This is a genomic window from Paraburkholderia mimosarum LMG 23256 = NBRC 106338 (assembly GCF_000739815.1).
Classification (GTDB): domain Bacteria; phylum Pseudomonadota; class Gammaproteobacteria; order Burkholderiales; family Burkholderiaceae; genus Paraburkholderia; species Paraburkholderia mimosarum.
Genome location: NZ_BBJJ01000035.1, coordinates 51,343 through 76,051, shown reverse-complemented (window position 1 = coordinate 76,051; position 24,709 = coordinate 51,343). Strand labels below are relative to the sequence as shown.

Sequence of the window (24,709 nt, the reverse complement as noted above, 5' to 3'; positions counted from 1 at the left end):
CTCGCGCAACGGCCCGCGGGTGCGGCGAGCGAGACGGTCTAAGTTCAGGAGGCCTGATGTGTGTCGAAAGCGGCGGCCGCAGCGCCCGGCGCATGCCCAACACGCGCTTGAAGCAGAATCTGGAGTCCGTAATGAGAACGCTGACGCGTGCCGCGCTGCTTGCCGCAGCCACTTGCGTGGCCGGCTGCATCACCGTGGGACCCGATTACAGTCGCCCCGAAGTGCAGGTGCCGGCCACGTGGCGCATCGACCTGCCGCAGGCCGAGGAGGTCGTGAACACGGCATGGTGGGAGCAGTTCGACGACCCGGTGCTCAACGACCTGGTTCAATCGGCGCTGCAGGGCAATCTCGATGTGCGCGTCGCGGCCGCGCGCGTCGACCAGTTCATCGGCGTGCTGCGCTCCGCGCGCTCACAGGGTCTGCCGCAGATCGGCTACGGCGCCAACGTGAGCCGCAACCGCGCGAGCCAGGCCGGCATGCCGCCGCTGCCGCCCACGCTCGACCCCGTCTTCGATCTCTATCAGGGCATGCTGTCCGCCTCCTGGCAGATCGATCTGTTCGGGCGCGTGAGGCGCCTGACCGAAGCCGCGCAGGCGCAGGTCTATGCCAGCGAACAGGCGCAACGCGGCGTCGTGCTTTCGCTCGTGACGGGCGTGGCGACCAGCTACATCACGCTGCGCGGGCTCGACCGGCAACTCGACATTGCGCGGGCCACGGCGGGCAATTTCGGCGAAACACTGCGCATCTTCGAAGTGCGTTACCGCGACGGCCTCGTTTCGCAGACGGAGCTTGCGCAGGTGCGCTCGCAGTACAAGCTCGCGCAAACCGCGATACCGGCCATCGAGCAGCAGATCGGCATCGTGGAAAACGGCATCTCCGTTCTGCTCGGGCGCACACCGGGGCCGATCCCGCGCGGCAAGTCGGTGAGCGAACTCGTGCTGCCGGTGATACCGGCGGACCTGCCGTCGACGCTGCTCGAGCGGCGCCCCGATATTTTGCAGGCCGAACAGAATCTGGTCGCGGCCAACGCCAATGTGGGCGCGGCGCGCGCGCTGTACTATCCCACCATCTCGCTTACGGGCGCGCTCGGGTCGGTGAGCACCGCATTTGGCGACTTCCTTTCGGGGCCGGCACAGGTCTGGTCGGTCGCTGCGGGGCTGACCGGGCCGATCTTCACGTCGGGCGCGATCGGCGGTCAGGTGCAATCGGCCGAGGCGCAGAAGCGCCAGGCCGAACTGGTCTATCGGCAGACGGTGCTGGGTGCGTTCGGCGATACGAACAATGCGCTCGTCAGCTCGCAGAAGACCATCGAGCAGGCCGAACTGCAACAGCAGCGGGTCGAGGCGCTGCGCGAATTTGCGCGGCTTTCGCGGCTGAAGTTCGAAGACGGCCTGATCGGTTACCTCGAAGTGCTGATCTCCGAAAACGACCTGTTCTCCGCCGAGCTTGCGCTCGCCAGCCTGCAGGCCTCGCGCTTTAACCAGGTGATCGGCGTGTATCAGGCCATGGGGGGCGGATGGGTGGATATCGCCGATTCGCGTACGCCGGTGGCGCTGAGTGCCGAGCGAAAGGGCAGTTCAGTGCAAGGCAGGTGAAGTCGAGCAGCCTTTGAACTCGCCCAGCTTTTATCAACGGGCCCTGCGCAACGCAGCGGTAACCCATGTGAGGCTCAACCGGATTCAAGAGAACGAGAATGCTACGCACCTCCCTGAAGCTGATAAAGATCGCCGCATGGGTTGTCGTCCTGCTGGTGATACTCGCAATCGGTTTGCGCGCGTGGTATTCGCAGCGCGGTCCAGGTCTATCTGTCTGGCACACCTACGTGCCGCGCGAAATGACCGTCGAGGAAATGGACGCGGGGGACTGGGACGCCTGGCTGAAAGCCGAGGCACGCATTTTCGAGGAGGTTCGTGTCAACGTCGTCGGGAAACTGAGCCCGTCCGAGCGCATTCCGACGAACCGGTACTACGAAGGCGCGCCGATTTATCCTGGGCACTTCGAACAGGACTGGAACCGTTCGTACATCCTCGAGCCGCAGGGGCCGCCGGTCGGTGCGGTGGTGCTGTTGCACGGCATGACGGACTCGCCATTCAGCTTGCGGCATATCGCACGCCACTATCGCGATCGCGGCTTCGTCGCGATCGGCATCCGCATGCCGGGCCACGGTACGGTGCCAGCCGGGTTGGCCGACGTCCACTGGCAGGCCTGGGCTGCCGCCACCCGGCTCGCCGTACGGGAAGCGCGTCGGCGTGTGGGGCCGGACAAGCCGCTCGAACTCGTGGGTTTTTCGAATGGTGGCGCGCTGGCACTCCAATACGCACTCGATGCGATCGAGCATCCCGCGCTGACGCGTCCGAGCAGAGTCGTGCTCATTTCGCCGATGATCGGCGTGACGCGTTACGCGCGGTTCGCGGGGCTCGCCGGCTTGCCTGCGGTCCTGCCCGCGTTCGCGCGCGCGGCATGGCTCGGCATCATTCCGGAGTTCAATCCGTTCAAATACAACTCTTTCCCGGTGAACGGCGCCCGTCAATCGTACCTCTTGACCACCGCCATTCAGGCGCAAATGGCGAGGCTTGAGCGCGAGAACCGGCTCGACGCGCTGCCACCGATCCTGACGTTCCAGTCGGTGACCGATTTCACGGTCAGCACGCCCGCCATCATGTCGTCGCTCTATGACAAGCTTCCCGAGAACGGCAGTGAAGTGGTGCTGTTCGATGTGAACCGCAGCGTGCGATTCAGGACTTTCCTGCGCGCCGCTTTCGATACGGCGATTTCGCGACTGCTGCGCACCGGGCCCCAGAACTATCGCACGACGGTGATTGGCAACGCCTCACCAGATTCGCCCCATACCGTCGAGCGCAGTATCCCTGCAGGCGAAGTACAGACGACAACGAAACCGTTGGATATCGATTATCCGCAGGAAATTTTCTCGCTCTCTCACGTCGCGATTCCATTCCCGGTCACGGACACGCTATACGGCATCGCACCGGACGATTCGGAAAACTTCCACGAGCACCTTGGCACGCTAGCGCCGCGCGGCGAGCGCGGCACGCTGATTCTGACGCTCGACTCGATGTTTCGCATTGCGTCGAATCCGTTCTTCCCCTACGTGCTGGAACGTATCGATGAACGTATGGGCCAGATGCCGACACCGGTTGTCAAGTCCGCGCCGCGCACCCACGAAACCGCGGCTGGACAGCTTGACGGGTTCCCGGACGACCTGAATGCGCTCGAACCGGTCGGGGGCGACGAGCCCTAGACCGAGGTGCTCCCCTGTTTCCAGCGGGCTTGCCCGCGCCGCGCTTCACTCACGGGGCGTCTGGTCCGGTTCGGGCTCCGGCGTGCCGACGTCGGGCACATCGGTCGGGGTGCCGGGCGTGGGCAGATCAGGGACCACCGGCTGGTCGGGAATCGGAGGATCGGATTGCATGGGCGCTCCGGAGCGGGTAGGTGGCGCTTTGGGCGTGCCACAGGCCTGCGCGCCGGCTGCGCGCACTGCATCGTGCGCATTTTCCGGACCGCCTCGCTAGCGCATTCGGGCCTGCATCGCTTCTGCTCGCGGGTACGGCCGCTGAGAAGCGGGCGCCGTTCACGCTTGCGCCACCGAGCGCCATTTGACCCCATCGTTCGGGGCCGGGTCCAAAAAATGCGACTGTCATGCGTCGCGTTACAGGAGCTCAGGAAAATGACGACCCACGATGACGCCGCACGCGGCAGCTCGCCCTGTCGGACGATGCCGTGAGCCGTCGATTCTCCGGCTGCGACCCCAGTGTGGGCACGCCTTCGACGTGCGCCTGCTCCGCATCACCGATGCGCTTTCTATAATCGCGGGACATACCTTCGTCCAAACATCCTCAAGCAATCTGGAGCGATCGATGGCCACTGAAACGGCAAACCACCTTCAGACAGCCAAAACCGGCGTGCCGGGGCTAGACGATGTCCTGGTGGGCGGGCTGACGGCGAGCAATATCTTTCTTCTGGAAGGCGCTCCCGGGACGGGAAAAACGACGATCGCGCTGCGCTTTCTCATCACGGGCGCGGAAGCGGGCGAACGGGGGCTCTACATCACATTGTCCGAAACGGAGAAGGAGTTGCGCAACGGCGCCGCGTCGCACGGCTGGCATCTCGCGGACGAAATCGACGTGTTCGAGGTCGTCCCGCCCGAAAGCCTGCTCGATGCGGACCAGCAGCAGAGTCTGCTGTATTCGTCGGATCTGGAACTCGGCGAGACCACGAGGACGATTCTCACCGCCGTCGAGCGTACGCAGCCAAAACGCGTCGTGCTCGACAGCTTGTCCGAGATTCGCCTGCTCGCTCAGAGTTCGCTGCGCTACCGCCGGCAAATCCTGGCCCTCAAGCATTTTTTCTCGCGTTATGGCGCAACGGTGCTGCTGCTCGACGACCTGAGCTCGGAGGCAACCGACAAGACCGTCCATAGCATCGCCCACGGCGTCATCAAGCTCGAAGAGCTCTCGCCTGACTATGGAGCGGAGCGGCGCCGGTTGAAAGTTTCGAAATATCGCGGACGGGCGTTCCGCGGCGGATACCACGACTTCGCGATCAGGACCGGCGGTGTTGCCGTTTTCCCGCGCCTCGTCGCCGCCGAGCACCGGCTCCGCAGTGCGCGCGAGACGATGAGCAGCGGTGTCGCCGAACTCGACACGCTGCTGGGCGGCGGTGTCGCGCAGGGATCCAGCACGCTGGTCCTGGGGCCGGCCGGCACGGGTAAATCGACTTTCGTGCTGCAGTTCATTTCGGCGGCGCTTCAGCGCGGCGAGAAGGCGGCGCTGTTCGTCTTCGACGAGGAACTCGGCCTGTTGTTCGATCGGACACGCCAGATGGGCTTCGACCTCGAGGCGATGCGCGATCGGGGCAGTCTGCACGTCGAGCAGGTCGATGCCGCCGAGCTGTCTCCCGGTGAATTCGCCCACCGCGTCCGTTCGCGCGTCGATGGTGCGCAGGCGAAAACGGTGGTGATCGACAGCCTCAACGGATATCAGGCCGCGATGCCGGCAGAAAACGCGCTCGTGCTTCACATCCACGAGCTGCTGCAGTATCTGAACCGGCAGGGCGCGAGCACTTTTTTGACCGTGGCCCAGCATGGCCTCGTCGGCGACATGAAAGCACCCGTGGATGTGACCTACCTCGCCGATACCGTGATTCTGCTGCGCTATTTCGAGGCGCGAGGCAGGGTCAGGCGCGCCGTATCCGTCATCAAGAAGCGCACCGGCCGCCACGAAGAAACGATCCGTGAATTTCGCATCAGTGAAAACGGGCTGACGGTAGGCGCCGCTCTCGACGAGTTCCAGGGTGTGCTGCGCGGCGTGCCGATCTTCGTGGGGCACGCGCCACTGATGAACCTCGGCGCAATGGCTGATGACGACGATTGATCGAAATGCATGTCGCGCCCTGATCCTGGCGCCGCTGGGACGGGATGCTCCGGTTGCCGCAGCGCTGTTGCGGGAGGCCGGCACCGGGACGATCGTGTGCGCGGATATTGAGCATTTTTCGGCGTCGCTGAGCGACGAGATCTCCTGCGCGGTAGTGACCGAAGAGGCGCTGCGTGATGCCGACCTCACCGATGTCGCAGTGTGGGTGGCGACGCAGCCGAAGTGGTCGGATTTTCCGTTCATCATCCTCACGCAGCGGGGCGGCTATCCGGACCGCAACCCGCAGCCGCAGACTCTGGTAAGGACGCTCGGCAACGTCGTATTTCTCGAGCGCCCGTTCCATCCCATGACGTTCGTCAGTGTGGTGGCGACTGCGCAGCGGGGGCGCTATCGGCAGTACGAAGCGCGCGCGCGCATGGAGGAACTGCATGAAAGCGAGGCGCGTCTGAGGACCGCGCTGACCGCGGGCCAGCTCGGACAGTGGGAGCTGGACCTGCCGCCGACCGAATTCACCGCCTCGGCACCAACGAGGGCGGTCTTTGGCTGGCCGGCGAGCGGCCCCTTCACGTACGGAGATTTCGAAGCGCGCCTCCATCCGGACGATCGGGAGCGCGCGCGTGAGGCGATACGGATCAGCATCGAAACACGCCGCGACTTTGCCGTCGAATGCCGCTGTTTCTGGTCCGACGGCACCCTGCGTTGGGTCGATCTGCGCGCAAGGCATGTGTTCGACCGCAGAAGCAGGAAGGCAAGGCTCGTCGGCGTTTCATCGGACATCACCTCGCGAAAGACCGCTGAAGCCAACCTGCGCCGCCTCAACGAAACGCTCGAAGCGAAGGTCCTGGAGCGCACCGCTCAGCTCGAGCGCGCGCATCGAACCGTGCTCGAAGAGATCCAGCAGCGCGAGCATACCGAGGAGGTGCTGCGTCAGGTTCAAAAAATGGAAATGATCGGACAGTTGACCGGCGGAGTGGCCCACGATTTCAACAATCTGCTGATGGCGGTCATGGGCAACCTCGAACTGCTGCGCAAGCAGATTCACGACGAGAAACTCGCGCGCCTCGTCGATGGCGCACTTCGTGGTGCGAGCCGCGGTGCGTCGCTCACGCAGCGTCTTCTCGCGTTCGCGCGGCAACAGGACCTGAGGATAGAACCGACTCACCTCGGGAATCTGATTCGCGGCATGACCGACCTGCTCGAACGTTCAGTCGGGGCGCGCATCGAACTGGAGTTCGAGTTGCCGGCGCAGCTACCGCTCACGCTGGCGGACGCCAACCAGGTTGAACTCGCGCTTCTGAATCTCGTGGTCAACGCACGCGATGCGATGCCGGACGGCGGGACGGTCTCGATACGCGTTGACGAGGCGCAGGCCTCCGGACACCCGGATCTCGCCGCCGGCGATTACGTACGTGTGATCGTGAGCGACACGGGACACGGCATGAATGCGACAACGCTCTCGAAAGCGATGGAACCTTTCTTCACGACGAAAGAACTCGGCAAAGGCACCGGTCTGGGTCTTTCGATGGCGCACGGCCTCGCGCTTCAACTGAACGGCGCGCTGCGGCTCGAAAGTGAGGAGGGCCGCGGCACGCGGGTAGAGTTGTGGCTGCCTGTGACAGCGCAGGTACCCGTCGGACAGGCGGTGGCCGAATCGATGTCGAACGAAGGCTCGGCCGCGCCCAAAGGGGTCACCATTCTGCTCGTCGACGACGATGCGTTGATTTGCAACAGCACTGCCTATTTGCTCGAAGATCTGGGACACGAAGTCATCGAAGCGAACTCAGGCGCAAGTGCACTCGAAGTGCTCAAGAACGGTCGCAAAGTGGATCTGCTCATTACCGACTATTCGATGCCCGGCATGACGGGTATCCAGTTGGCTTACGCCGCTCGTCAATTGAGGCCCGACCTGCCGGTCGTAATGGCAACCGGCTACGCAGATTTGCCGTCGGGAACGAGCATGGACATCGTGCGGCTGCGCAAGCCCTATCAGCAGCATCAACTCGTGGCGGAGATAGCTAAGGCGCTACGTCTTGTTCGATCCGGCTAGCGTCCGCGAAGGAGCGGGCGCCCATCTGGGAACGCGGCCTTCGGGCTCATGGAGGCGTGCAGCGACAAGTCGGGGGATTGGATTATGTCCGCGTTGGCACGGTGAACGGTCGAAACGCAATTAGCCCCGGGTGTCGATCCAGTCGCGCCCCCAATGATCTGAAAATCGCAGGGCTTCCGTTTCGGTGGGGAAATAGCCGAGCGAATAAAACTCGTAACGCGAACGTCCTTCGCGATCGAGCGGGCGCGTAAGTGTGAGGTTCGAAGAGAAACAACCGTCGGGAAGACGGTGAGCCGAGGGCCTGACCGCGTAGCCGCGGTAGTGCCTGGCGACAGGATTCTGCACTATTGTCTTTTAAAAAGCTGGAGCCAAGTCATCTCGCCTGGAGAGACTGGCCGAACGTGATGGAGGGCGTCTTCGGAAGGCGGCTGGCATTTTTGCCACCCGGCACGAGATGCCCAATGCGGACCAACTGGACGAAGGGGTGCGGTGCCGCCGTCGCGGCGGCACAAGCCCGGATGACTTACAGCGGGGTGATATTGGAGGCCTGCATGCCCTTGGGGCCGCGCTTTGTCTCGTAGCTGACCTTCTGGCCTTCTGCGAGCGTCTTGAATCCGTCGCCGCGAATTTCCGAGAAATGCGCGAACAGATCATCGCCACCAGCGTCGGGCGTGATAAATCCAAAACCCTTGCTGTCGTTGAACCACTTTACGGTACCGGTGTCCATGGAATTCTCCTGAGCATGAACGTACATAGATGCGCTCCACACGGGGCGCTGGGAAAAGGATCAAGGAGGGGAGAGGACAACGAGTACCGCAGGATGCGGTCAATGATGAGCAGCAATCGCACTTCTTGAAGACTTCAGCGCTCGACACTACCGGGGAAAGTAATCAAAGTCAAGGTATTTCGGTTTCACACTGCCGCAGGCCCGCGTAGCGAGGGCCGCACGGTATCCGATGTCATCTTGCGGGGCCGCATGCTCGCTCACGTGCGGCGCGTGATAGCGACGTGAATGACGGCGTCCGGTACTGGTTAGGATTCCCGGAAAAGCGAGCGGAGCTGCTTCGGTCAGTAAGGTTTTCTTGGCGGCAATGAGCGCTTGAGCTGTTTGCGCAGTCGCGCCACCGCCGCAGCCTTCTTTCTCTTGCGCTCGGCAGTCGGTGTTTCGTAAGCCATTCTGGCCCGCAGTTCCTTTAACAAGCCAGTGGTCTCGATCGAACGGCGGAAGCGGCGCAATGCGACTTCCAGAGGCTCATTCAGTTTGGGGATGACAGTAGTCAATTCTTTTCCTGTTTGTGAGTTCGTGATGTGAATCATGTGGAGGGGCGCGGCGGGGTAAGTTCGGTCCATCCGCTTGCGCTCCCATCAGCCAAAGCGTGCATCCAGCCATTCGCGCGCCCAGTTCTTCGCGTAGGCGATCGCGTCGTCGCGTACGTCAAAGCCCGCCAGGTCACCGCTTAGATGGACGTCATATTCGCTGCCGTCGGCACGGTAGCAACTGATGCGGACATGGGCCATATACTCGCCGTCGGCCCGGCGCGGGGTGGGGTCGATGAGAAACCGCGTTGAATTGAATTGCATTGCTTTCTCGCGTGATTGCCGCGCTGCGGTGGTGGTGACCACCGGTTGCGCGACGGGCCTTTACGCGTTCAGAAGGGCCATGACATGGCCCGCCTCCCAATCCGACTCGCAGGTCGGCATGCCGTCGTTGCGCAGCAGGGCGCGGACCGACATGAACATCAGCCACGCATTCGCATCGACGTTGCGATGACCGTCGCGGATAACGCTTTCGAGTTCGGCGCGAGCCCCCGAAGGCAGAAAACGGTCGATAATACCGGTGCCGTCGTTTCGAATCAGGTCCAGCAGTTCATTTCTGCCCATTTCCCTTCTCCTGTCTTCCAGCATGGCTCACTGCGAATGCTTGCCTGTGCGGCACGACCCTCCCCGTGAGGCGATTCACGCCTCGAGATCGAGCACGCTCGTGTTCTCAGGGCATTCATCGATGAGGCGGACTGCATAGGCAGTCGATGCCCGGCGTGCGTCACCGGCATTCTGGAAGGGTGTGGGCTGGGCGAGCCTGAATACACGGCTGCGCGACGTTGCCTCTGAACTTTCCGGCTCCTGGATTCGTACGGCCGCATCGAAACCCTCGTCGTAGTTATGGCCGCCAGCTGCGGTAGTGGCGCGATGCGGATAAACCAGTGGGTGAATTTCGAGCCCACGGTACAAACGGAGACCTGTTGTCATGGCTTGCCTTTGCGACCGCATCGTTACGCGGCGGATTGTGGAGGGGAGTGCGGGCGACTGAAGCCGGTCCCAGCACCGGTGGCCGCGATTGTTCGGCCTGCGAAGAAATTGAACGGTCGCTACCCACACGAACTGCGACTGGGGAAGGCCCGGGACGCTGTGAGCATCAACGACTTCATGCTACGCCCATTGATGCCTTTGTACAGTAAAACTTCTGCGTCCCGTTCGCGAAGCGCGCTGGCGCAATCGATGACGGCGATGCGCCCTGGTACCGTGTCAGTGAAGGGCGCAGCCCGCGTCCCTGGCCGCCGGTTTCAACGACGGCGGAACGCTGCCCTCTGCGTTGAGCCACCGCTGCGCTCGTCCTTGTGCCGGAAATTGATTCGTCCTTTTGTGAGGTCGTATACCGAGAGTTCCAGTGTGACCCTATCTCCGGCAAGGATGCGGATGTGGTTCTTGCGGATACGTCCGGAAGCATACGCACCGACCACGACGCCATTGTCGAGCGCAACGCGGTAGCGGCTGTCCGGAAGCACTTCCTCAACGATACCGTCGAGTTCCAGCAGTTCTTCTTTTGCCATTCAAAGGTCCTTTAATGTGCCGGACATCGATGTGCGATGCCTCGGCGAGGAGCAAGCTACGCGCGTTGAGAGACGCTTGCCCCGCAATGGTGGGACGCGTGGGGCAGATGAGCTGCCTCGCGTTGGAGATGTCACGGCCGTCGCCCCTGTTCGGGCGGCAGATCCTGCAGTCGAGTGGAGAAGTCAGACGCCCAGGCCAGCTATACCGGTCCAATCGGGATAGAGGCACGTCCAACGGATAGGCTTGTCGCCGGTATCACCGGGCGATCAGTCGAAGGAGCATTCGCAACGCGCCAACGGAGACCTTGTTGTGCGACGTAAGGGGCGAATCGTCATGCATTGTAACCGAAGACAGCCACCTCCCGCACAAACCCCCGAGACGGACCTTTCGTAGTGACGGGCGAGTTTGTGAGCCGGATGCATTCGACCGGCTCGCGTACCCGCGGACGTGGCGCCGTATTCCGTCGAATCGCTGCGTGGAGCAATCAAATACCGGTGTGGGGCCTATCGTCAGCTCCGGGACGACGGGAAACGAGGCATCTGAACCGTGAACGTGGTCTCGTCTTTCGTCGAATCGACCCATATCGTGCCGTGATGCGCTCTTGCTATGCACCTGCAGATGTAAAGGCCAAGCCCCATTCCGGAAACCATGGCGCTACGCCCAGGCGATGGATTCGCACGCGTCAACGGATCAAACAGCGTGGGCCGCGCGCGCGCCGGTATCGCGTCGCCTTCGTTCGATACGGCAAGCGTCATCTGTTCGCCTTGGCCAGCAACGCTCAGGCATATTTTTCCGGAGCCGTGCTGAACAGCATTCACGAGCAGATTCACGAGGAGCTGGCCGACCCGCGCGCCGTCCCATCTGCCGGCAAGGTCGCCGGTCAGGCAAACTTCGATGCGCGCGTCGGGCCACGCGGCGCGTACTTCTTCAGCAGCGTCACTGGCGATGCGTCCCAGGTCCTGAGGCGTGAATTCGACCGGAAGCGCTTCGCCCAGACGGGCGCGTGCGAAGATGAACAGATCATCGATCATCCGCTTCAGGCGCACCGCGCTGCGTTGTACGTTGGCGACTGCGCGCGCGCTGAAAGCCGAGAGGGCGTTGTCCCGCAGAAGCACATCGGCCGAATTCAGAATCGCGCCGACGGGCGAGCGCAGATCGTGCGCGAGTACGCCGGCAAACAGATCGCGGATGTATTGACTCCGTTGCGCGTACTGCCGGACCGATTCCGCGAGCATCTGGTCGATGGCTTCATTGAAACGGATCATTTCCTGAAAGGCTGCGGCATCGGCCTGCGGCATCATCAGCCATCTGCGCAGAACACTCGCACGCAGCGCGCGATATTCCGCCACCACCTCATTGATTCCGTAGCCATGCGCCAGGCGATCGTCTGCGTGCAGGTGAGCCGTCTCGTTGAAACTGGATTTCGACGCAGGCTCCTCGCCGCGCGACTTGGCTTTCTGCTGCACGTCCGACTGCGGTTCGCGCATATCGGCCGCAATTCGTATGAGGATGTCGCGAGCGGAATTGCGCAACTCGCGCTCGTCGAGATGGCTCTCCTCCAGGCTGATCGTCCGGGCATACTCCGTCCAGTCCTCAACCAGCTCGCGAAGGTTGGCCTCAATAAAGTCGGACAGGCTCATCGATCCCCCTCGGTGCTTTGCGGATACGGAGTTGGAAAGGCAAGTTCTCTGCCATCACGTTTGCCTAAACGGCATGGTGCGATGCTCCAATCGGTCAAACGTGGGCTCGATGCGTGTACGCCGGAAATCAGATGAAGGGATTTTCAGTGGCCCGCAGCACCGGAAGGGGAAGCGGACATGGATATGTTCATTGTAGCTTTTACTGCCCCAATGCACGCTCCATGGCGAGACCGCTAATGGTCAACCCTGGCGCCATCCTGGCGCGCAAAGTGAAATGACCGGGGCGGTACGCGTGTTCCGCTGAAAACTTGCCGGGTGTACCGATGCGGATCCATTTTCCGATACCCTGAGACTGACGCCGCCCCCGATCGGCAAATCGACGAAAAGAGGCCAGAAAAAAGGCTTGTTCGCGATGAAGGCGCGCGTACATGACCCATACAATTTTTCGCATACACGGATTGCATTCCCACTTCGGATTTCCGGTTAATTCAGCATGACACGGCTTGCACGGCACTACGTCCCAGAACAACCGCAGCACGTTATCCTGCAGGGGCTCACTGGGCCCGCATTCCTGGACGAGGGAGACTACCTGTACTTCCTCGCCTGTCTGGCGGACGCCGCGCGCGTCGCCGATCTGGCGGTCCACGCGTGGGTGCTCATGCCCGACGCGATACAGTTCCTCGTCACGCCGACATACGAGTCGAGCGTGGCCATGGCGATGCAGGCGATCAGCCGCCGCTATGTCGAGACCTTCAACCGCCGGCACGGGCGTCGCGGTACGGTGTGGCGTGGCGGATACCATGCAACCGTAATCGAGCCCGACCGGTATTTCCTGCTCGCGAGCCGGGTCATCGATCAAGCGCCGGTGCGAAACCGCCTGGCACCGGAGCCGGGAAGCTACCGGTGGTCGAGCTACACGCACCATATCGGGCTGCGCGTCGACAGCTTCATCAAGGACCATCCACTCTATCGGGCACTCGGCAATACGCCGTTCGAGCGCCACCAGTCTTATCGCGATCTGGATGCACAGCCTCTGGACGAAAGCGATGTCGACAACCTGATGCAGTCGACGCTCAACGGGTGGGTGCTTGGCAGCGCCGCCTATTGCGAGTGGGCGGCGCAGGCAGCCAACCAGCGCCTCATGCCGCTGTTGCTGCGCGAGCGGTCGCCCACGGTTCGCAAGTCAGGGGTCCTCGCGCGTGTGGGCTGACATCAAACGCCGGCAATGAAAGGTTTTTTGGCGTGTCATCGTGCGGAGCCGTTCCATGTGTTACGGTACGTGTTCGGGCAGGACGTTTCAGCCGACCATCAGAAGGATGCTCATGGAATTCAGCAATGGCGCTGTACTGGAAGCTCTTCGACTTGCACTGTATCGACAAATACCGTGGCACAAGCGACCGGCAATCTTCACGTCGCTGCGCGCACAGGGGCTGATGCAGATCGTTGAGCAGAAACCTCCCATCGGTGCGAAGTACCTCGCCGCACTCCAGATTGCCATCCTCACCGATAAAGGACAGAAGGAAATCCAGCGAATCGAGGCGTCGATGCATGTTGCCGGATGGCTGGACGACGACTACATCGCAACGTTTCTCGAAGACGTTGCCTTTGCCTGACCGCGCATCGTTGCGTGCGGACGGAACCACCATGCTTGCAGGACACACTGCGCGGCGTAGCGGCCGCGCAGCTACATACGTGACGCCAGAAGTCTGATGCCGGCAATTCCGAATACGACGGCCAGGCATCCTTCCAGGGCGCGACGGGTTCGCACGTACCACCTGCGAGCCGTGTGCGTCGAAAACAGTACTGCATAGGCGCCGAACACCAGACATCCGATGGCCGCACAACCTGCAATTAACGCACTGTGGGCCGATCCCGTGCTGTTCGACGAAAGCGCAACGATGGAAACCCATACGAGGATCGCTTTCGGGTTAGTGAGATGGAGCGTCGCGCCGCGGCAGTAGACACGCTTCAATGTGGGCCTTTGCTCCACCTGGATTCCGGATTCGATTGAACTCGAGAGCGCATTGCGCCCAGATTTGAAGGCGAGCCACAAGAGATAGAGGCCGCCGAAAACCTTGACTGCAATGATGAACTGCGACCATGCGACCAGGGCCGCCGACACGCCCAGCGCTGCCACCGTCGCCCAGAACATCGACCCCGAGATGACACCGAGTGCGAACATCAACGCCGCTTTTCGGCCGTGACTCGCCGCTATGGAAATAATCGCAAGGTTGCTCGGCCCGGGACTCGCCGTGCCGACGAAATACGCTGCATAAGCAAGCAGCAGGTTTGCCGGGAAAAAGGCGTTTCCGGTCATGTTCGGGTTTCCAGAAATGGAAGATCGGTTGATTGTCGGGCTTTAGCGATGCGAGCGGGAGTGGCAATCGTGCCAGTTTCGAGGGTGTTTCGGACATGCGCCCTCGAAACGTGCGCCGGACCTTGCACGCCGGAGCGCTTCATGCCTTATGTGCGCAACGGCCTCAACCCCGCGCGCACTTCGTTCGCGAAGATCATCGGTTGTTCCCATGCCGCGAAGTGGCCGCCCGTTTCGGGTTTGTTGAAATAAATCAGGTTGTGGTAAGCCTGTTCGGTCCAGCTCTTCGGCGCCTGGTAGTTCTCTCCCGGAAAAGCGCTCACAGCGGCCGGCACGTTGACGTCTGCCGCGAGGAAGAAGTTCGCGTGCGACTCCCAATAGAAGCGCGCCGCCGAAATACCGGTGTTGGTCAGCCAGTAAAGCGTGATGTCGTCGAGTATGTCGTCTCGTGTGAGCGCGCCTGCCGAATGACCGTTCACGGGATGGCCGAGCACGGCTGCGCTCAGCGCCGCTGCGGGCTGGCCGTAGCCGTCGCCGTGGTCGAGCAGCCAGGCAGCCAGCGCGACGGGCGAGTCGGCGAGTCCGTACAGCGTCTGCGGGCGCGTGCCCATTTCCAGGGCGTATCCGCGCTTTCTCTTGAAGTTCGCGCTCAGTTGCTCATACGCATGCTTTTCCTCATCCGACAGGCCAGCGGGCGTCGGATCGCCCGCGACAAGCGACTTGAGCATGTCGGCCGGAACCGACGCCGGAAAATTCACATGAATGCCGATCAGTTCGGGTGGCGCCTGTTTGGCCATGACGTTCGTGACAATCCCGCCGAGATCGCCGCCTTGCGAAGCAAAGCGCTCATAGCCCAGGCGTTTCATCAGTGTGACCCACGCGCGCGCGGTGCGCTCCGGTCCCCAGCCCGTTGTGGTCGGTCTCGCCGAAAACCCGTAACCGGGCAATGAGGGGATCACGAGATGAAAGGCGTCCGTTGCCGGTGCACCGTAGGCAGTCGGATTGACGAGCGGATCGATGATCTTGAACTGTTCGATGACCGAGCCCGGCCAGCCGTGGGTCACGATCAACGGCATCGCGTTTTCGTGCTTCGACCGCACATGGATGAAGTGAATATCGAGTCCGTCGATTTCGGTGATGAACTGCGGCAAGGAATTCAGCCGCGCCTCGCATTTGCGCCAGTCGTAGCCCGTTGCCCAATATTGCGCGAGTCCCTGAATGGAGGCGAGCTGGATGCCCTGCGATTCGTCGGGCACCGTTTCGCGATCCGGCCAGCGCGTGGCCTTGATGCGTCGCCGCATATCGATGAGCTGCGATTCGGGAACGTGAACGCGGAACGGCCGGATCGCCGTCTTGTCGCCGTTCGCGGGTTCGATGATGCTGCCGTTTGCCGGGCTCGTTTCTGCGAAGGCGAGCCGGCTCAGCGAGCCTGCCGCGAGCGCCGCGGCGGCCACGCCGACAAACTGCCGGCGCGACGAGTATTGGGGCGTGTCTTTGGACATGAGATCGGTTTCCTGACCCGGATCAGCGTGATTCGTTGCGCGTGAAGTCCGCGATGTGGAGTCTCACGAAGTCGTCCATGCTCATGGGCTTGCGGCCCGTGAGTTCGAACAGGTCGTTGGTCATGCGGTCGTATCGTCCCTGAGCGTGCAGGTCCGCCATCACGGCCAGGTGGTCGACGACGTGAGCGGGAATGCCCAGTTCGCGCAGCTTGTCCGACCACGGCGCGACCGGCACATTCCGGTAACGGATGGGCCGACCGAGCACCTGCGAAAAGATGCGCGCGGCCTGCTCGAGATCCGTCGATTCGAGGCCGGTCAGGTTATAGATCTTGCCGATGTGAGGCGCCGGGTCTTCGAGAATCACGGAGACCGCGTTCGCGACGTCGACGGCCGAAATGGGCGATGTCTTGCTATTGCCGAGCGGCAATGCGAGTTCGTCGTGATCGCGCACGCCGGCCGCGCCGAGCGTGAGGAAGAAGCTCTCGAGAAACGCCGTGGGCCGTACGGTGACGACGGGCAGCCCCGACCACTGCAAAACCTGCTCGGCAAGCCAGTGCAACTTGTGCTGAGGGCTGTCGGTCGTCTCGGTGATGCTCATTTCCGTGACGGTCATCTGCGACATGTTCACGATGGCTTCGACGCCATGATGGCGCGCCACGGCAGCAAAATTGACGGTCGCTTCGAGATACGCCGGGGATACCGACATGCCGAAATAGACGCGCGAACAGCCTTCGATCGCGCGGTGCAGCGAGGCCAGGTCGGTCAGATCGCCGACCACGACCTCGGCGCCAAGGCGGCGCAACTCGTTCGCGCGATCGTCTTCCTTGCGGACCAGCGCCCGCACCTTATAGCCTTTCGCGAGCAATGACGTTGTCACGTTGCGGCCGATCCCACCGATCGCGCCTCCGGCGCCCGTCACGAGAATGGGGCGGTCATGGGCTGGTTTCGTTGTCATATCCGATACCTTTCATAAGAAGATTGAATGCATTTATGTATGCATATGCACACTAATGCATAAAAATGTAGATGCGTCGATCAACGCGATGACCAGCGCATCATGCGCCTGTGCTCTGCAAAATGCCGGGCGAGGTTATATGGCCTCGGCGCGTAGATCGTCGGAACGAGGGTCGTCCACGACCGCCGGGTGCGAAGCGCGTTCATGAACATGTGCGGCCGGCGTACGGTCGATCATCAAACTCAGCAGTTCGGGGCGGTTGTAGTGGCCCGCCGCATCCATCAGCATTTTGCGCCGGTCGATCTGCGTGAAGTCGAGATCGACGATCACCACGCCTTCACCCGAGCGAAGCGGTTCGGCCATCAGCATGCCGTCAGGTGCGACGATCGTGGTGAAGCAGCCACCCGAAATCGGACCGATTCCACAACCGGTGTCCTTCATGATTTGCGCCTGCTGGTCCGCATCGAGCCACGCCGTGGCATTGACGACGAAGGCTCCGGATTCGAGCGCATGCTGGCGGATGTTGATTTCCATGCGCTGGGCAAAGCCCTCGCCGAACGCGGAACCCGGGTACATCGCCGAATGGATCTGCTCGCCGTCGGCGATCATCGCGTAACGGGCAAGCGGGTTGTTGTGCTCGAAGCAGGCAAGCTGACCGATGCGGCCCACCGCGCTGTCGACTGCACGCAAGCCCGAGCCATCTCCCTGGCCCCAGATCATGCGTTCGAAATGCGTCGGCGTGATCTTGCGGCGGCGCTGGATCAGCGTGCCGTCGGCATCGAAGAGCAATTGCGTGTTGTACAGCGTGCCGCCGTCGCGCTCGTTGACGCCAATGGACACGACCATGCCGGCTTTTCGCGCGGCTTCGCCGATCGCTTCGGTCGCCGCGGACGGCACTGTCACCGCCTGTTCGAGGAGGCGCAAATGTTCGGTGCCCGAAAGAAGCTCGATGCCCGTCTGGACGGCGGCAAAGTATGGGTAATAAGGCACCACCGTTTCGGGGAAGGTGGCGAACTGCACGCCTTTCTGGCCGAGTTCGTGGATCTTTTGCACGACCTTGGCGACGGTGGCTTCGCGGCTATAGAGCACGGGGCTGAACTGGACTGCGGCGGCTTTGACGACTTTCACAACAGACTCCTTTGACGAGGGGGGAACGCCAGGCGTTGGCCGATCTTGCATATGCAACATCGAGCGAAAATTTCAGGAAATGCACGGCGGCAATTGGCGCGCGATATTCATGAGAGCGCGGGCGCCGTCTTCGCCGAGGAGGCGCGCCGCGTGGCCCTGTGCCGCCGACCACGCACACGCGGCGTTTTTCAGCAGCGTCTTGCCTTCGTGCGTGAGCGACAGCGGGCGGCTACGGCCATCGCTTGCCGGGACGCTCTCGGTAACCCAGCCGTGTGCGATCAGCGGCTGCAGATTCCTTGTCAGCGTCGAGCGCTCGTGTCGAGTGCGCCGGCCCAGATCCGAGCGGCTAAGGGGCCCGAACTCCGCGATCAGCACCAGCAATGAGAACTGCGGCGCCACGATGCCCAACGGACGCAACGCATCGTCATAGACGGAGGTCAGGATTCGGGAGATCTGCCGGGCGCGCGTCATCAGGCAATCGCGCGCGATATGGCTGCTGGGCGGTTGGTCCGCGGTGCGGTCCAGTTCGACGGTTGCGTTCAGCTCGGTTTGCATATGCACTACCTCGGTCAGCCCAGCTTTTGCGGTGCGGCGGTTTGCTCGCGATGGGCGTATTTGAGCGGACGAACGTATCCCGCTCATGTCCGAAAGCGGGTTTTGCGTATGCGTGCGTATCTCCGGATACGGTAGATACGTTGAGATACAAAAGAACGGTGTGGAGGATGGTGGCGCAATGGTCCCGCGAGATCGTGCGAGGCCTCAGCCGCCGTCGCGACCCGATTCGGCTTTTCTATCGCGCGCCGCGGCGCGCGAAAACCGCATTTGATATTCGCTGGGCGACAATCCGGTTTTCCGTTTGAACAACTGCCTGAATGTGCTGATATCGCCATAGCCGACCTGCTGGCTCACCGCCTCGAGCGCAATCGGCCGGGTTTCCAGTAAGCGCTTCGCGACCTCGATGCGCAGATTCTGCAGATACGTCAACGGTGCGAGCCCGAGCGCTTCCTTGAAACGGCGATTGAGCGTGCGTTCGCTGACAGCAAGCGAAGCCGCCAGGTCGCTCAACCGGAATCCCCGCTCCAACGTCGCCTCCATCTGCTGCTGGGCGCGCGCGACTAGCGTATCGGTATGCCCATGTTCGTCGAGAAGCGTTGCATAGGAAGCCTGAGAAGTCCGGCTCATGTCGATGAGCAGCACCTTCGCGACCGTCGTGGCGAGATCCTCGCCGGCGAATGTTTCGACGAGCCGCACGGCGAGATGCAGGTACGACGTCACGGAACCGCTCGACATGATCCCGTCTTGCGCGATCATCAGCTCGTGTGCGCGAACCTCGACACGCGGATACCGGCGCGCGAAGTCCGCGGCGCGCGCCCAGTGTGTCGTGGCGGCGCGGCCATCGAGCAGGCCCGCCTCGGCGAGCAGATAATTGGCCGTGCAATACGCCGCCAGCACGGCGCCCGCCTTGCGTTGGCGCCGCAGCGCGGAAGACAGCGCGTTCAACTCCTCGCGGCGCCCGATGAACGCGTCGATGTTCGAAAGAAACGGCGCCGTCAGGAGAATGGCGTCGGCTTTTTTGCGCGGATCGATCTTGCCGTCGACGTGAATGGTCTGGCCCGACGCAGCCAGGACCGGTTGACCGTCGAGGGATTCCACGCGCCATGCGAACAGCGGCGCGGATGGCGCGCCAGCCAGGCGCGCGTGAAACTGGTTGGCCGCGCTGAAAACGTCGACAGGCCCCGCGACGCCGGATGCGAGGATGCCGTCATAGACCCAGATGCGAACGATGGCCATTGCGTGTCCGAAATTCCCTGAATAATGGCGATCCTGCCACTTCCGGGCGCACGAGTAAACCCTCATCATCGGCGGCATCCCATCACCCGAAAGCGGGAGCCGCATCATGCCGATGATCGATGCACTGTGGCCCGAAGACGCCTTGACGCCCGAGGGCGAAGCGCGTCTCGTCAAGGAACTGACCGACATCCTCATCAAGGCGGAAGGGTACGATCCCGCCAATCCGATCGCGCAGCGTGTGACCGTGTTTCATCTTCATCGGCCTGCTGCGATCTATATCGGCGGTGAGCGTACGAACACCATGCGCTACCGGATCATTCCGTCCGTACCTGAAGGCCAATACACCGACGAATCACGTCGCGCGCTCGTTAGAGCCGTTACTGAAGCCGTGGCGCGCGCGGAGGGCCGCGCGTTCGACGACGTCGCGCCGCGCGTCTGGGTCTTCCCGACCGAGATACCGGAAGGCGCCTGGGGGACGCGCGGCGCGATCTGGACGCTGCCCGATATTCATGCGCTGCTGGCGGGCGAGTCCGAGCGTGGTGCGGGCGCAGAACGCCTCGCGCGTCGCCGGCTCGAAAAGGCGCGCGTCATCCTCGAAGCCACGCTCGATGCCGCCCGCGCAGGCACGACGAGCAAACCCTAAAACAGGAGCACCCGACATGAAATTCAACGACACAGCCCCCGTGCTCGGGCCCGTTGGCGGTCCGCCGCTGTGGCTGGCGAGGCTTGCCGAAAACGCGACGCTCGAAGCCACCGTCCTGAAGCGTCCGATCGAGGGCCGCGCCGATATTCTTTCCGTGATCAAACACGCGGCCTCGCTCTACGAATTCCAGCATCACAGCTACAAGGGCGAAATCGGCAACGGTTTATATCTGGAGTCCTATCGTTCGCAGATCCAGGGCGTGCCGATCGAAACCGTGCTCATCGCGCATCTGAACGAACAGGGCGAGACGGATTCGGTGGTCATCAATCATCGCCCGCTCGAGGCAGCGCTGCTGTTCTCGAAACGGATGGGAGAGCTCGTCGACGAGCGCTTTCGCGATCGCTATCTGACGGGACCGGAAGCCGCGGCGCTCGAACGATGAAACGCCTGCTTCTTGACTTGACGACAGCCGCTGTGCTGATCGCTTCTACGGGAGTCTCCATGGCACAAGTCACGACTATGCCCGCCACGCCAACCACGAAGATATTGGCGATTGGCACCTTTGCTCCGGGCACGGACATGCAACTCGTCCAACACATGCTTCCGGACGAAGTTCGGGAGACGGCGCAACGCTATCTCGAGGGCAAAATCGATCAGTGGTATTCGCTGCAAGACAGGGCCGGCGTGGTGTTCATCCTGAACGTCACGGATGTCGCTCAAGCGCATGAAATGCTCGAGGCGCTTCCGTTGGGAAAGGCGCACTTGATGACATTCTCGCTCCTGCCAATCGGCCCATTGAAGCCGTTGAGCAAGCTTCTGAATGCCCCGTCGCCCCAGTAGATGAGTTCGCCCACCGCGATGCACGCAGTGCAGGCAGACGGTGACGTTCACGTCCCGAGGGCATGTCTCATTCGCACTGAGGTGGCGGCTCGGGCGAATCCGTGAGCGTCGAGGCTTCGGCATCCAGGCAGGGACTAATCACGGCCTTCGGCAGCGCCGTTGAAGCAACCGTCTTCGAGCGCTTTCTCGATGATGTCCCTGTGTTTGAGCACGCGTTCGCGCGCCCATCGAATCGCGGCCTGCTCGGCCTCTCGTTTCGTCGGGCAGTCCGGGAGTCCAACGAACAGCGCCTTCGGGACTTCCGCCGGTTTTTTCCAGTCATCCCGCCTGGTGATGCGCGCCGTTCCCGCCCATCCGTCACGCGGTATGTGGTTCGTGAGGCACTCGACAAAGTAGTCACCGACTAAATACATTGTTTGCTCCAAGGACGCCTCATTCGAAGATACGGCGGCGCACGGCGCTCGTGCACGGTTGTCCGGCATGCGCGACCGAGCGGTCGTTTTCTCACTCAGTAGCGGCCTGAAGCGCGAGCGAGCGCAGCGTTTCTCCAAGGGTTTCGAGCCTGGCATGTTCGTTCCGCGCTTCGTCGGCTGACTCGTTGTCTCCTTTTGCAGCGGCGCTCTCGGCCTTGTCGCGCGCAAGCGCAGCGCGCTCCGCCGCCTTGCGCACGCCCGTCCAGAGCGCGTCTTCGAGCTCGGATTTTTGCGCGCCGTCCAGCGTCTCGCTGGAAAACGCATGGCCCGTGTGGCATCTGAAGCGAAGCGGGGCATCGGAGCCCACTCGCCACAGCACACCGCCGCACTCCGGGCAGGTCAAGGTGCTGCGCTCGCCGATCCTGTCGAGATCCGCGGGAGTGGAGACGCCGGTGAGCCCGATCCGCGTCTCGATCTCGAATCGCTGCTTGTCGGTTTTCATGTGGCCTCCTTTCACGGGAGTCTGCACGGCCCGCACGATCGCATCGCCCACTTGGTCCAGTTGGGCCACCCGGGACTTCGGAACCGCTCGCAAGGTACTGAGTGGCATCGAGGGCGCGACGCAGTCGGCTGGATCCTGCACGATGACCGCGCCTCCGCATGCATGGATTGCGACGGCTCCCGCAGCGCCGTCGTCGAGGTGACCGGTCAGGACTACCGCAATGGCCCGCGCCCCGAACTCGATGGCTGCCGAGCGGAACAACGGATCGATCGCCGGACGCGTGAAGTTTTCCCTGGGCCCCGTGGTGAGCCGTATGCGCCCGTCCTGAACCATCATATGTCTATCTGGTGGCGCGACAAAGATCTGGCCGCGCTGAAGTGGCGCATCGTGCCCGGCGTGCGCGACGGGCAGGGAGGAATAAGGCGCAAGCAACTCGGGAAGCAGACTTCTGTGCTTGCCGATGTGCATGACAACCAGTACGGGCGCATCCAGCTCGTTCGGCAAGGCCTGGAGGACGGCTCGCAATGCCGCCAGCCCTCCCGATGACGCGCCGATTACCACGATCCGGCTTGTGCCGGAGCCTGCGGTGTTCATTCGTCCGCCTTGCAAAAGGATGGAATCGGACCTTCGCGTCGACCGTGCGAGGCGGCGCGAGAGCGCCCGGAAGAACGAATCCGCCAGGTACCTCAGATGTGCGCAAAAAACGGACCCGGTCGGACAGACGAAGCGCAGCACCGAACGGGTAGCACGCCCCGATCGACACGCGCGACGAGTCCCGACTCAGTGGAGAGGAATCGAGACTCCATCCGGCCCGCCGCCGATGACGAGCGCTAGCTGGAAACGAACATGGCTACCGCGGCAAACGCCATCAGGGCTGTCGCGAGCCATCCTCCCGCACGCAGGACTCCGGTGATTGCAAACTTGCCCATCACACGGGGACTGCTCCCCATCAGCATGACGACGATCATGACGGGCACGGCAGCAAGGCCGTTGATGACGGCGCTCCAGTAGAGCGCTTTCACCGGGTCGAGATGAAGAAACGTAATGGCCGTGCCCCCGATGATCGCGACGGCAATCACGGAATAGAACTCGCGCGCAAGCGTCATGTGCAGAGAGAGGCTGCTGCGCCAGCGAAACGCACCGGCGGCCCCGTATGCCGCTGAGCCTGCCAGGACGGGAAGGGCGAGCAGGCCGGTGCCGACAATGCCCGCGGCAAACACGTAAGCCGCCAGATGGCCGGCGATCGGTTCGAGCGCCCTTGCCGCGTCTGCGGAGGTCTGGATCGTCACATGGTGCGCGTGGAGCGTGGCTGCCGCGCTCAGCATGATGAAGAAGGCGACGGCGTTGGAAAAGCCCATGCCGATCCAGGTATCGGCAGTGATCCGGTTGAGCTGCCGGTACGCCCTGAACGACGAGACCCAGCGAAGCCCGCGGTCCGTGGCGTTCGCCCTGAGTTCCTCGACCTCCTGGGACGCCTGCCAGAAGAACAGATAAGGGCTGATCGTGGTGCCCAGGACGGCAACGACCATGGTTAGATAATCGGACGAAAATTGCACGCGCGGCCACACGAGCGATACGGCGACTTCCCGCCAGTCGATGGGAACGATGAACGCCACCGCAACATAGGAAAAAAGCACCAGCGTCATCCATTTGAGGATGCGCGCGTAATTCTCGTACGGCACCGAGATTTGCAGCGCCGCGGACGCGGCTCCGATGACGGTGACGTACAGCAGCTGGGGACCGGGCACGAGCAGATGAATCGCCGCGCCCATGGCGGCGAGGTCCGCCGCGATGTTGATCGTGTTGGCAACGGCGAGCAGCAGAACGAGCACGATGACCAGCCATTTCGGCCCGAACTCACGCATGTTGGAGGCAAGGCCCTTGCCGCTGACTCGACCGATTCGCGCGCTGGTCATCTGGATGGCGACCATGAGCGGGTAGGTGAGCAGGAGCGTCCACAACAGCGCGAAGCCGAATTGGGCGCCGGCCTGCGAGTACGTGCCGATGCCGCTGGGATCGTCGTCGGCCGCTCCGGTGACGAGACCCGGCCCGAGCCGCGAAATCCACGATCGTTCGGTACGGTCGGCAACCGCGGATTCTGGTTCGAGACTCTTTTCGCCCGTCATGCCTTTGCCTTGCGGTGTCGTAACGCTGAGTCTGTCCACGCAAGCGCCGTACCGGGAGGGCCTTCACTTCCGGACCAGGCTCACCTGGCCGTTGCGCTCGAGAATCGCGGAGCGCACGCCGTCCAGGTCGGGCGCGTTGAGTTCCAGGCGTGCGGCTTCCATGATGTCCGACTCGGTAGTGAGCGCGGCAGACATCTGTTCGCGGTTGAAGACGCCATCGCGATAGAGTTCGCGTTCGACGCCGACCACCCATGATTCCAGCGCTCTCGAGCGAACGCAGAGCCATCCGAGCGCGCGATGAAGGAGGACCATGACAAGGGACGCGGCGAGGGTGGCGACTGCAGGGGACGCCCCCACGATCGCCCGGCTCAAGGTCGCCCCTAGCAGGATGGCGACGACGTAGTCGAACGGCGAGCGCTGTCCGAAAGACCGGCGGCCCGATATGCGAATGAGGAGGAGTGCCACGAAAAACACGGCGACGGTGCGCGCGATCATTTGCAGCGGATCGAGATCACGCCCCTGGCCGAAAATGGTTATGACCATGTTCATCTGCGTTCCCCCTTCGAGCTTGGCGATCTGTCTGCCAACC

28 protein-coding genes are annotated in these 24,709 nt (G+C 62.5%); 9 read left to right on the top strand and 19 right to left on the bottom strand.

Going from position 1 to position 24,709, the window contains the following annotated elements:
• Positions 1-131 precede the first annotated feature (131 nt).
• Positions 132-1,595, top strand: coding sequence for an efflux transporter outer membrane subunit (locus tag BMI01S_RS23625; protein ID WP_042290765.1), 1,464 nt, complete (start codon positions 132-134; stop codon positions 1,593-1,595).
• 98 nt (positions 1,596-1,693) lie between these two features.
• The gene (locus BMI01S_RS23620) at positions 1,694-3,259 is read left to right on the top strand and encodes an alpha/beta hydrolase (protein WP_028232058.1); all 1,566 of its coding nucleotides are present in this window, start codon (positions 1,694-1,696) and stop codon (positions 3,257-3,259) included.
• A gap of 45 nt (positions 3,260-3,304) precedes the next feature.
• Here the strand turns inward: BMI01S_RS23620 and BMI01S_RS43165 are convergent, their stop codons facing one another.
• The gene (locus BMI01S_RS43165; RefSeq protein ID WP_255217820.1) at positions 3,305-3,430 is read right to left on the bottom strand and encodes a hypothetical protein; all 126 of its coding nucleotides are present in this window, start codon (positions 3,428-3,430) and stop codon (positions 3,305-3,307) included.
• A 445-nt stretch (positions 3,431-3,875) separates the two neighbouring features.
• On the opposite strand from BMI01S_RS43165, the gene BMI01S_RS23615 reads away from it, so the two are divergent.
• Positions 3,876-5,390, top strand: coding sequence for an ATPase domain-containing protein (locus tag BMI01S_RS23615; RefSeq protein WP_028210156.1), 1,515 nt, complete (start codon positions 3,876-3,878; stop codon positions 5,388-5,390).
• Positions 5,377-7,437: an ATP-binding protein gene (locus BMI01S_RS23610; protein WP_028232059.1), complete on the top strand. Its 2,061-nt coding sequence runs from the start codon at positions 5,377-5,379 to the stop codon at positions 7,435-7,437. Before BMI01S_RS23615 ends, BMI01S_RS23610 begins: the two co-directional genes overlap by 14 nt.
• Before the next feature lie 120 nt (positions 7,438-7,557).
• On the opposite strand, the gene BMI01S_RS43160 is transcribed toward BMI01S_RS23610, so the two are convergent.
• The 8 genes from BMI01S_RS43160 to BMI01S_RS23585 all read right to left on the bottom strand — a co-directional run bounded on the left by BMI01S_RS43160 (position 7,558) and on the right by BMI01S_RS23585 (position 11,906).
• Entirely contained in the window at positions 7,558-7,782 is a 225-nt protein-coding gene (locus BMI01S_RS43160) for a hypothetical protein (RefSeq protein ID WP_081715838.1), read from the bottom strand.
• A gap of 178 nt (positions 7,783-7,960) precedes the next feature.
• Positions 7,961-8,164: a cold-shock protein gene (locus BMI01S_RS23605; RefSeq protein WP_028207638.1), complete on the bottom strand. Its 204-nt coding sequence runs from the start codon at positions 8,162-8,164 to the stop codon at positions 7,961-7,963.
• Between the two features lie 341 nt (positions 8,165-8,505).
• Positions 8,506-8,718 (bottom strand): 30S ribosomal protein S21, encoded by a 213-nt coding sequence (gene rpsU, locus BMI01S_RS39270; RefSeq protein ID WP_081715861.1) that lies wholly within the window; start codon positions 8,716-8,718, stop codon positions 8,506-8,508.
• An 84-nt stretch (positions 8,719-8,802) separates the two neighbouring features.
• Positions 8,803-9,018 (bottom strand): hypothetical protein, encoded by a 216-nt coding sequence (locus BMI01S_RS23600; protein WP_028210158.1) that lies wholly within the window; start codon positions 9,016-9,018, stop codon positions 8,803-8,805.
• Between the two features lie 60 nt (positions 9,019-9,078).
• Entirely contained in the window at positions 9,079-9,342 is a 264-nt protein-coding gene (locus BMI01S_RS23595) for a hypothetical protein (protein WP_238327618.1), read from the bottom strand.
• Between the two features lie 51 nt (positions 9,343-9,393).
• On the bottom strand, positions 9,394-9,684 hold the full coding sequence (locus BMI01S_RS39265) for a hypothetical protein (RefSeq protein ID WP_081715839.1): 291 nt from the start codon (positions 9,682-9,684) through the stop codon (positions 9,394-9,396).
• A 314-nt stretch (positions 9,685-9,998) separates the two neighbouring features.
• On the bottom strand, positions 9,999-10,265 hold the full coding sequence (gene infA, locus BMI01S_RS23590) for a translation initiation factor IF-1 (RefSeq protein ID WP_028210160.1): 267 nt from the start codon (positions 10,263-10,265) through the stop codon (positions 9,999-10,001).
• Positions 10,266-10,775: 510 nt separating this feature from the next.
• Positions 10,776-11,906, bottom strand: coding sequence for a sensor histidine kinase (locus BMI01S_RS23585; RefSeq protein WP_028232061.1), 1,131 nt, complete (start codon positions 11,904-11,906; stop codon positions 10,776-10,778).
• A gap of 493 nt (positions 11,907-12,399) precedes the next feature.
• Between BMI01S_RS23585 and BMI01S_RS23580 the strand changes: the two genes are divergently transcribed.
• Positions 12,400-13,116 (top strand): transposase, encoded by a 717-nt coding sequence (locus tag BMI01S_RS23580; RefSeq protein ID WP_028232062.1) that lies wholly within the window; start codon positions 12,400-12,402, stop codon positions 13,114-13,116.
• Between the two features lie 112 nt (positions 13,117-13,228).
• Positions 13,229-13,519, top strand: a complete 291-nt coding sequence (locus tag BMI01S_RS23575) for a hypothetical protein (RefSeq protein WP_036017970.1) — start codon at positions 13,229-13,231, stop codon at positions 13,517-13,519.
• A 71-nt stretch (positions 13,520-13,590) separates the two neighbouring features.
• Here BMI01S_RS23575 and BMI01S_RS23570 read toward each other — a convergent pair whose 3' ends face one another.
• The 6 genes from BMI01S_RS23570 to BMI01S_RS23545 all read right to left on the bottom strand — a co-directional run bounded on the left by BMI01S_RS23570 (position 13,591) and on the right by BMI01S_RS23545 (position 19,596).
• Positions 13,591-14,223, bottom strand: a complete 633-nt coding sequence (locus tag BMI01S_RS23570; protein WP_028210164.1) for a LysE family translocator — start codon at positions 14,221-14,223, stop codon at positions 13,591-13,593.
• Between the two features lie 146 nt (positions 14,224-14,369).
• Complete coding sequence (locus BMI01S_RS23565; RefSeq protein ID WP_028232063.1) at positions 14,370-15,722, bottom strand: epoxide hydrolase family protein; 1,353 nt, start codon at positions 15,720-15,722, stop codon at positions 14,370-14,372.
• Positions 15,723-15,744: 22 nt separating this feature from the next.
• Positions 15,745-16,677 (bottom strand): NmrA family NAD(P)-binding protein, encoded by a 933-nt coding sequence (locus BMI01S_RS23560; protein ID WP_036046082.1) that lies wholly within the window; start codon positions 16,675-16,677, stop codon positions 15,745-15,747.
• A gap of 135 nt (positions 16,678-16,812) precedes the next feature.
• Positions 16,813-17,856: a carbon-nitrogen hydrolase family protein gene (locus BMI01S_RS23555; RefSeq protein ID WP_407669075.1), complete on the bottom strand. Its 1,044-nt coding sequence runs from the start codon at positions 17,854-17,856 to the stop codon at positions 16,813-16,815.
• A 21-nt stretch (positions 17,857-17,877) separates the two neighbouring features.
• A complete protein-coding gene (locus BMI01S_RS23550; RefSeq protein WP_028232066.1) occupies positions 17,878-18,360 on the bottom strand; it encodes a MarR family winged helix-turn-helix transcriptional regulator in 483 nt (160 codons plus the stop codon).
• A gap of 204 nt (positions 18,361-18,564) precedes the next feature.
• Positions 18,565-19,596 (bottom strand): GlxA family transcriptional regulator, encoded by a 1,032-nt coding sequence (locus tag BMI01S_RS23545; protein WP_028232067.1) that lies wholly within the window; start codon positions 19,594-19,596, stop codon positions 18,565-18,567.
• 106 nt (positions 19,597-19,702) lie between these two features.
• Here BMI01S_RS23545 and BMI01S_RS23540 point away from each other — a divergent pair, with 106 nt between their 5' ends.
• From BMI01S_RS23540 to BMI01S_RS23530, 3 genes are read left to right on the top strand one after another with little or no spacing between them, the layout of a single operon-like run.
• On the top strand, positions 19,703-20,239 hold the full coding sequence (locus tag BMI01S_RS23540) for a tautomerase family protein (RefSeq protein ID WP_028232068.1): 537 nt from the start codon (positions 19,703-19,705) through the stop codon (positions 20,237-20,239).
• A 16-nt stretch (positions 20,240-20,255) separates the two neighbouring features.
• Positions 20,256-20,681 (top strand): hypothetical protein, encoded by a 426-nt coding sequence (locus tag BMI01S_RS23535; protein WP_036017975.1) that lies wholly within the window; start codon positions 20,256-20,258, stop codon positions 20,679-20,681.
• A complete protein-coding gene (locus BMI01S_RS23530; protein ID WP_028232069.1) occupies positions 20,678-21,079 on the top strand; it encodes a hypothetical protein in 402 nt (133 codons plus the stop codon). Before BMI01S_RS23535 ends, BMI01S_RS23530 begins: the two co-directional genes overlap by 4 nt.
• Positions 21,080-21,213: 134 nt before the next feature.
• Here the strand turns inward: BMI01S_RS23530 and BMI01S_RS23525 are convergent, their stop codons facing one another.
• From BMI01S_RS23525 to BMI01S_RS23510, 4 genes are all read right to left on the bottom strand, one after another.
• Positions 21,214-21,492 carry a hypothetical protein gene (locus BMI01S_RS23525; RefSeq protein WP_042290747.1) on the bottom strand — a complete coding sequence of 93 codons (279 nt, stop codon included), beginning with the start codon at positions 21,490-21,492 and terminating at the stop codon, positions 21,214-21,216.
• Positions 21,493-21,583: 91 nt separating this feature from the next.
• Positions 21,584-22,588, bottom strand: a complete 1,005-nt coding sequence (locus BMI01S_RS23520) for a chemotaxis protein CheB (RefSeq protein WP_028232070.1) — start codon at positions 22,586-22,588, stop codon at positions 21,584-21,586.
• A 236-nt stretch (positions 22,589-22,824) separates the two neighbouring features.
• Positions 22,825-24,120: an NRAMP family divalent metal transporter gene (locus tag BMI01S_RS23515; RefSeq protein WP_028232071.1), complete on the bottom strand. Its 1,296-nt coding sequence runs from the start codon at positions 24,118-24,120 to the stop codon at positions 22,825-22,827.
• A gap of 63 nt (positions 24,121-24,183) precedes the next feature.
• Entirely contained in the window at positions 24,184-24,669 is a 486-nt protein-coding gene (locus tag BMI01S_RS23510) for a DUF421 domain-containing protein (RefSeq protein ID WP_028210174.1), read from the bottom strand.
• Positions 24,670-24,709 lie beyond the last annotated feature (40 nt).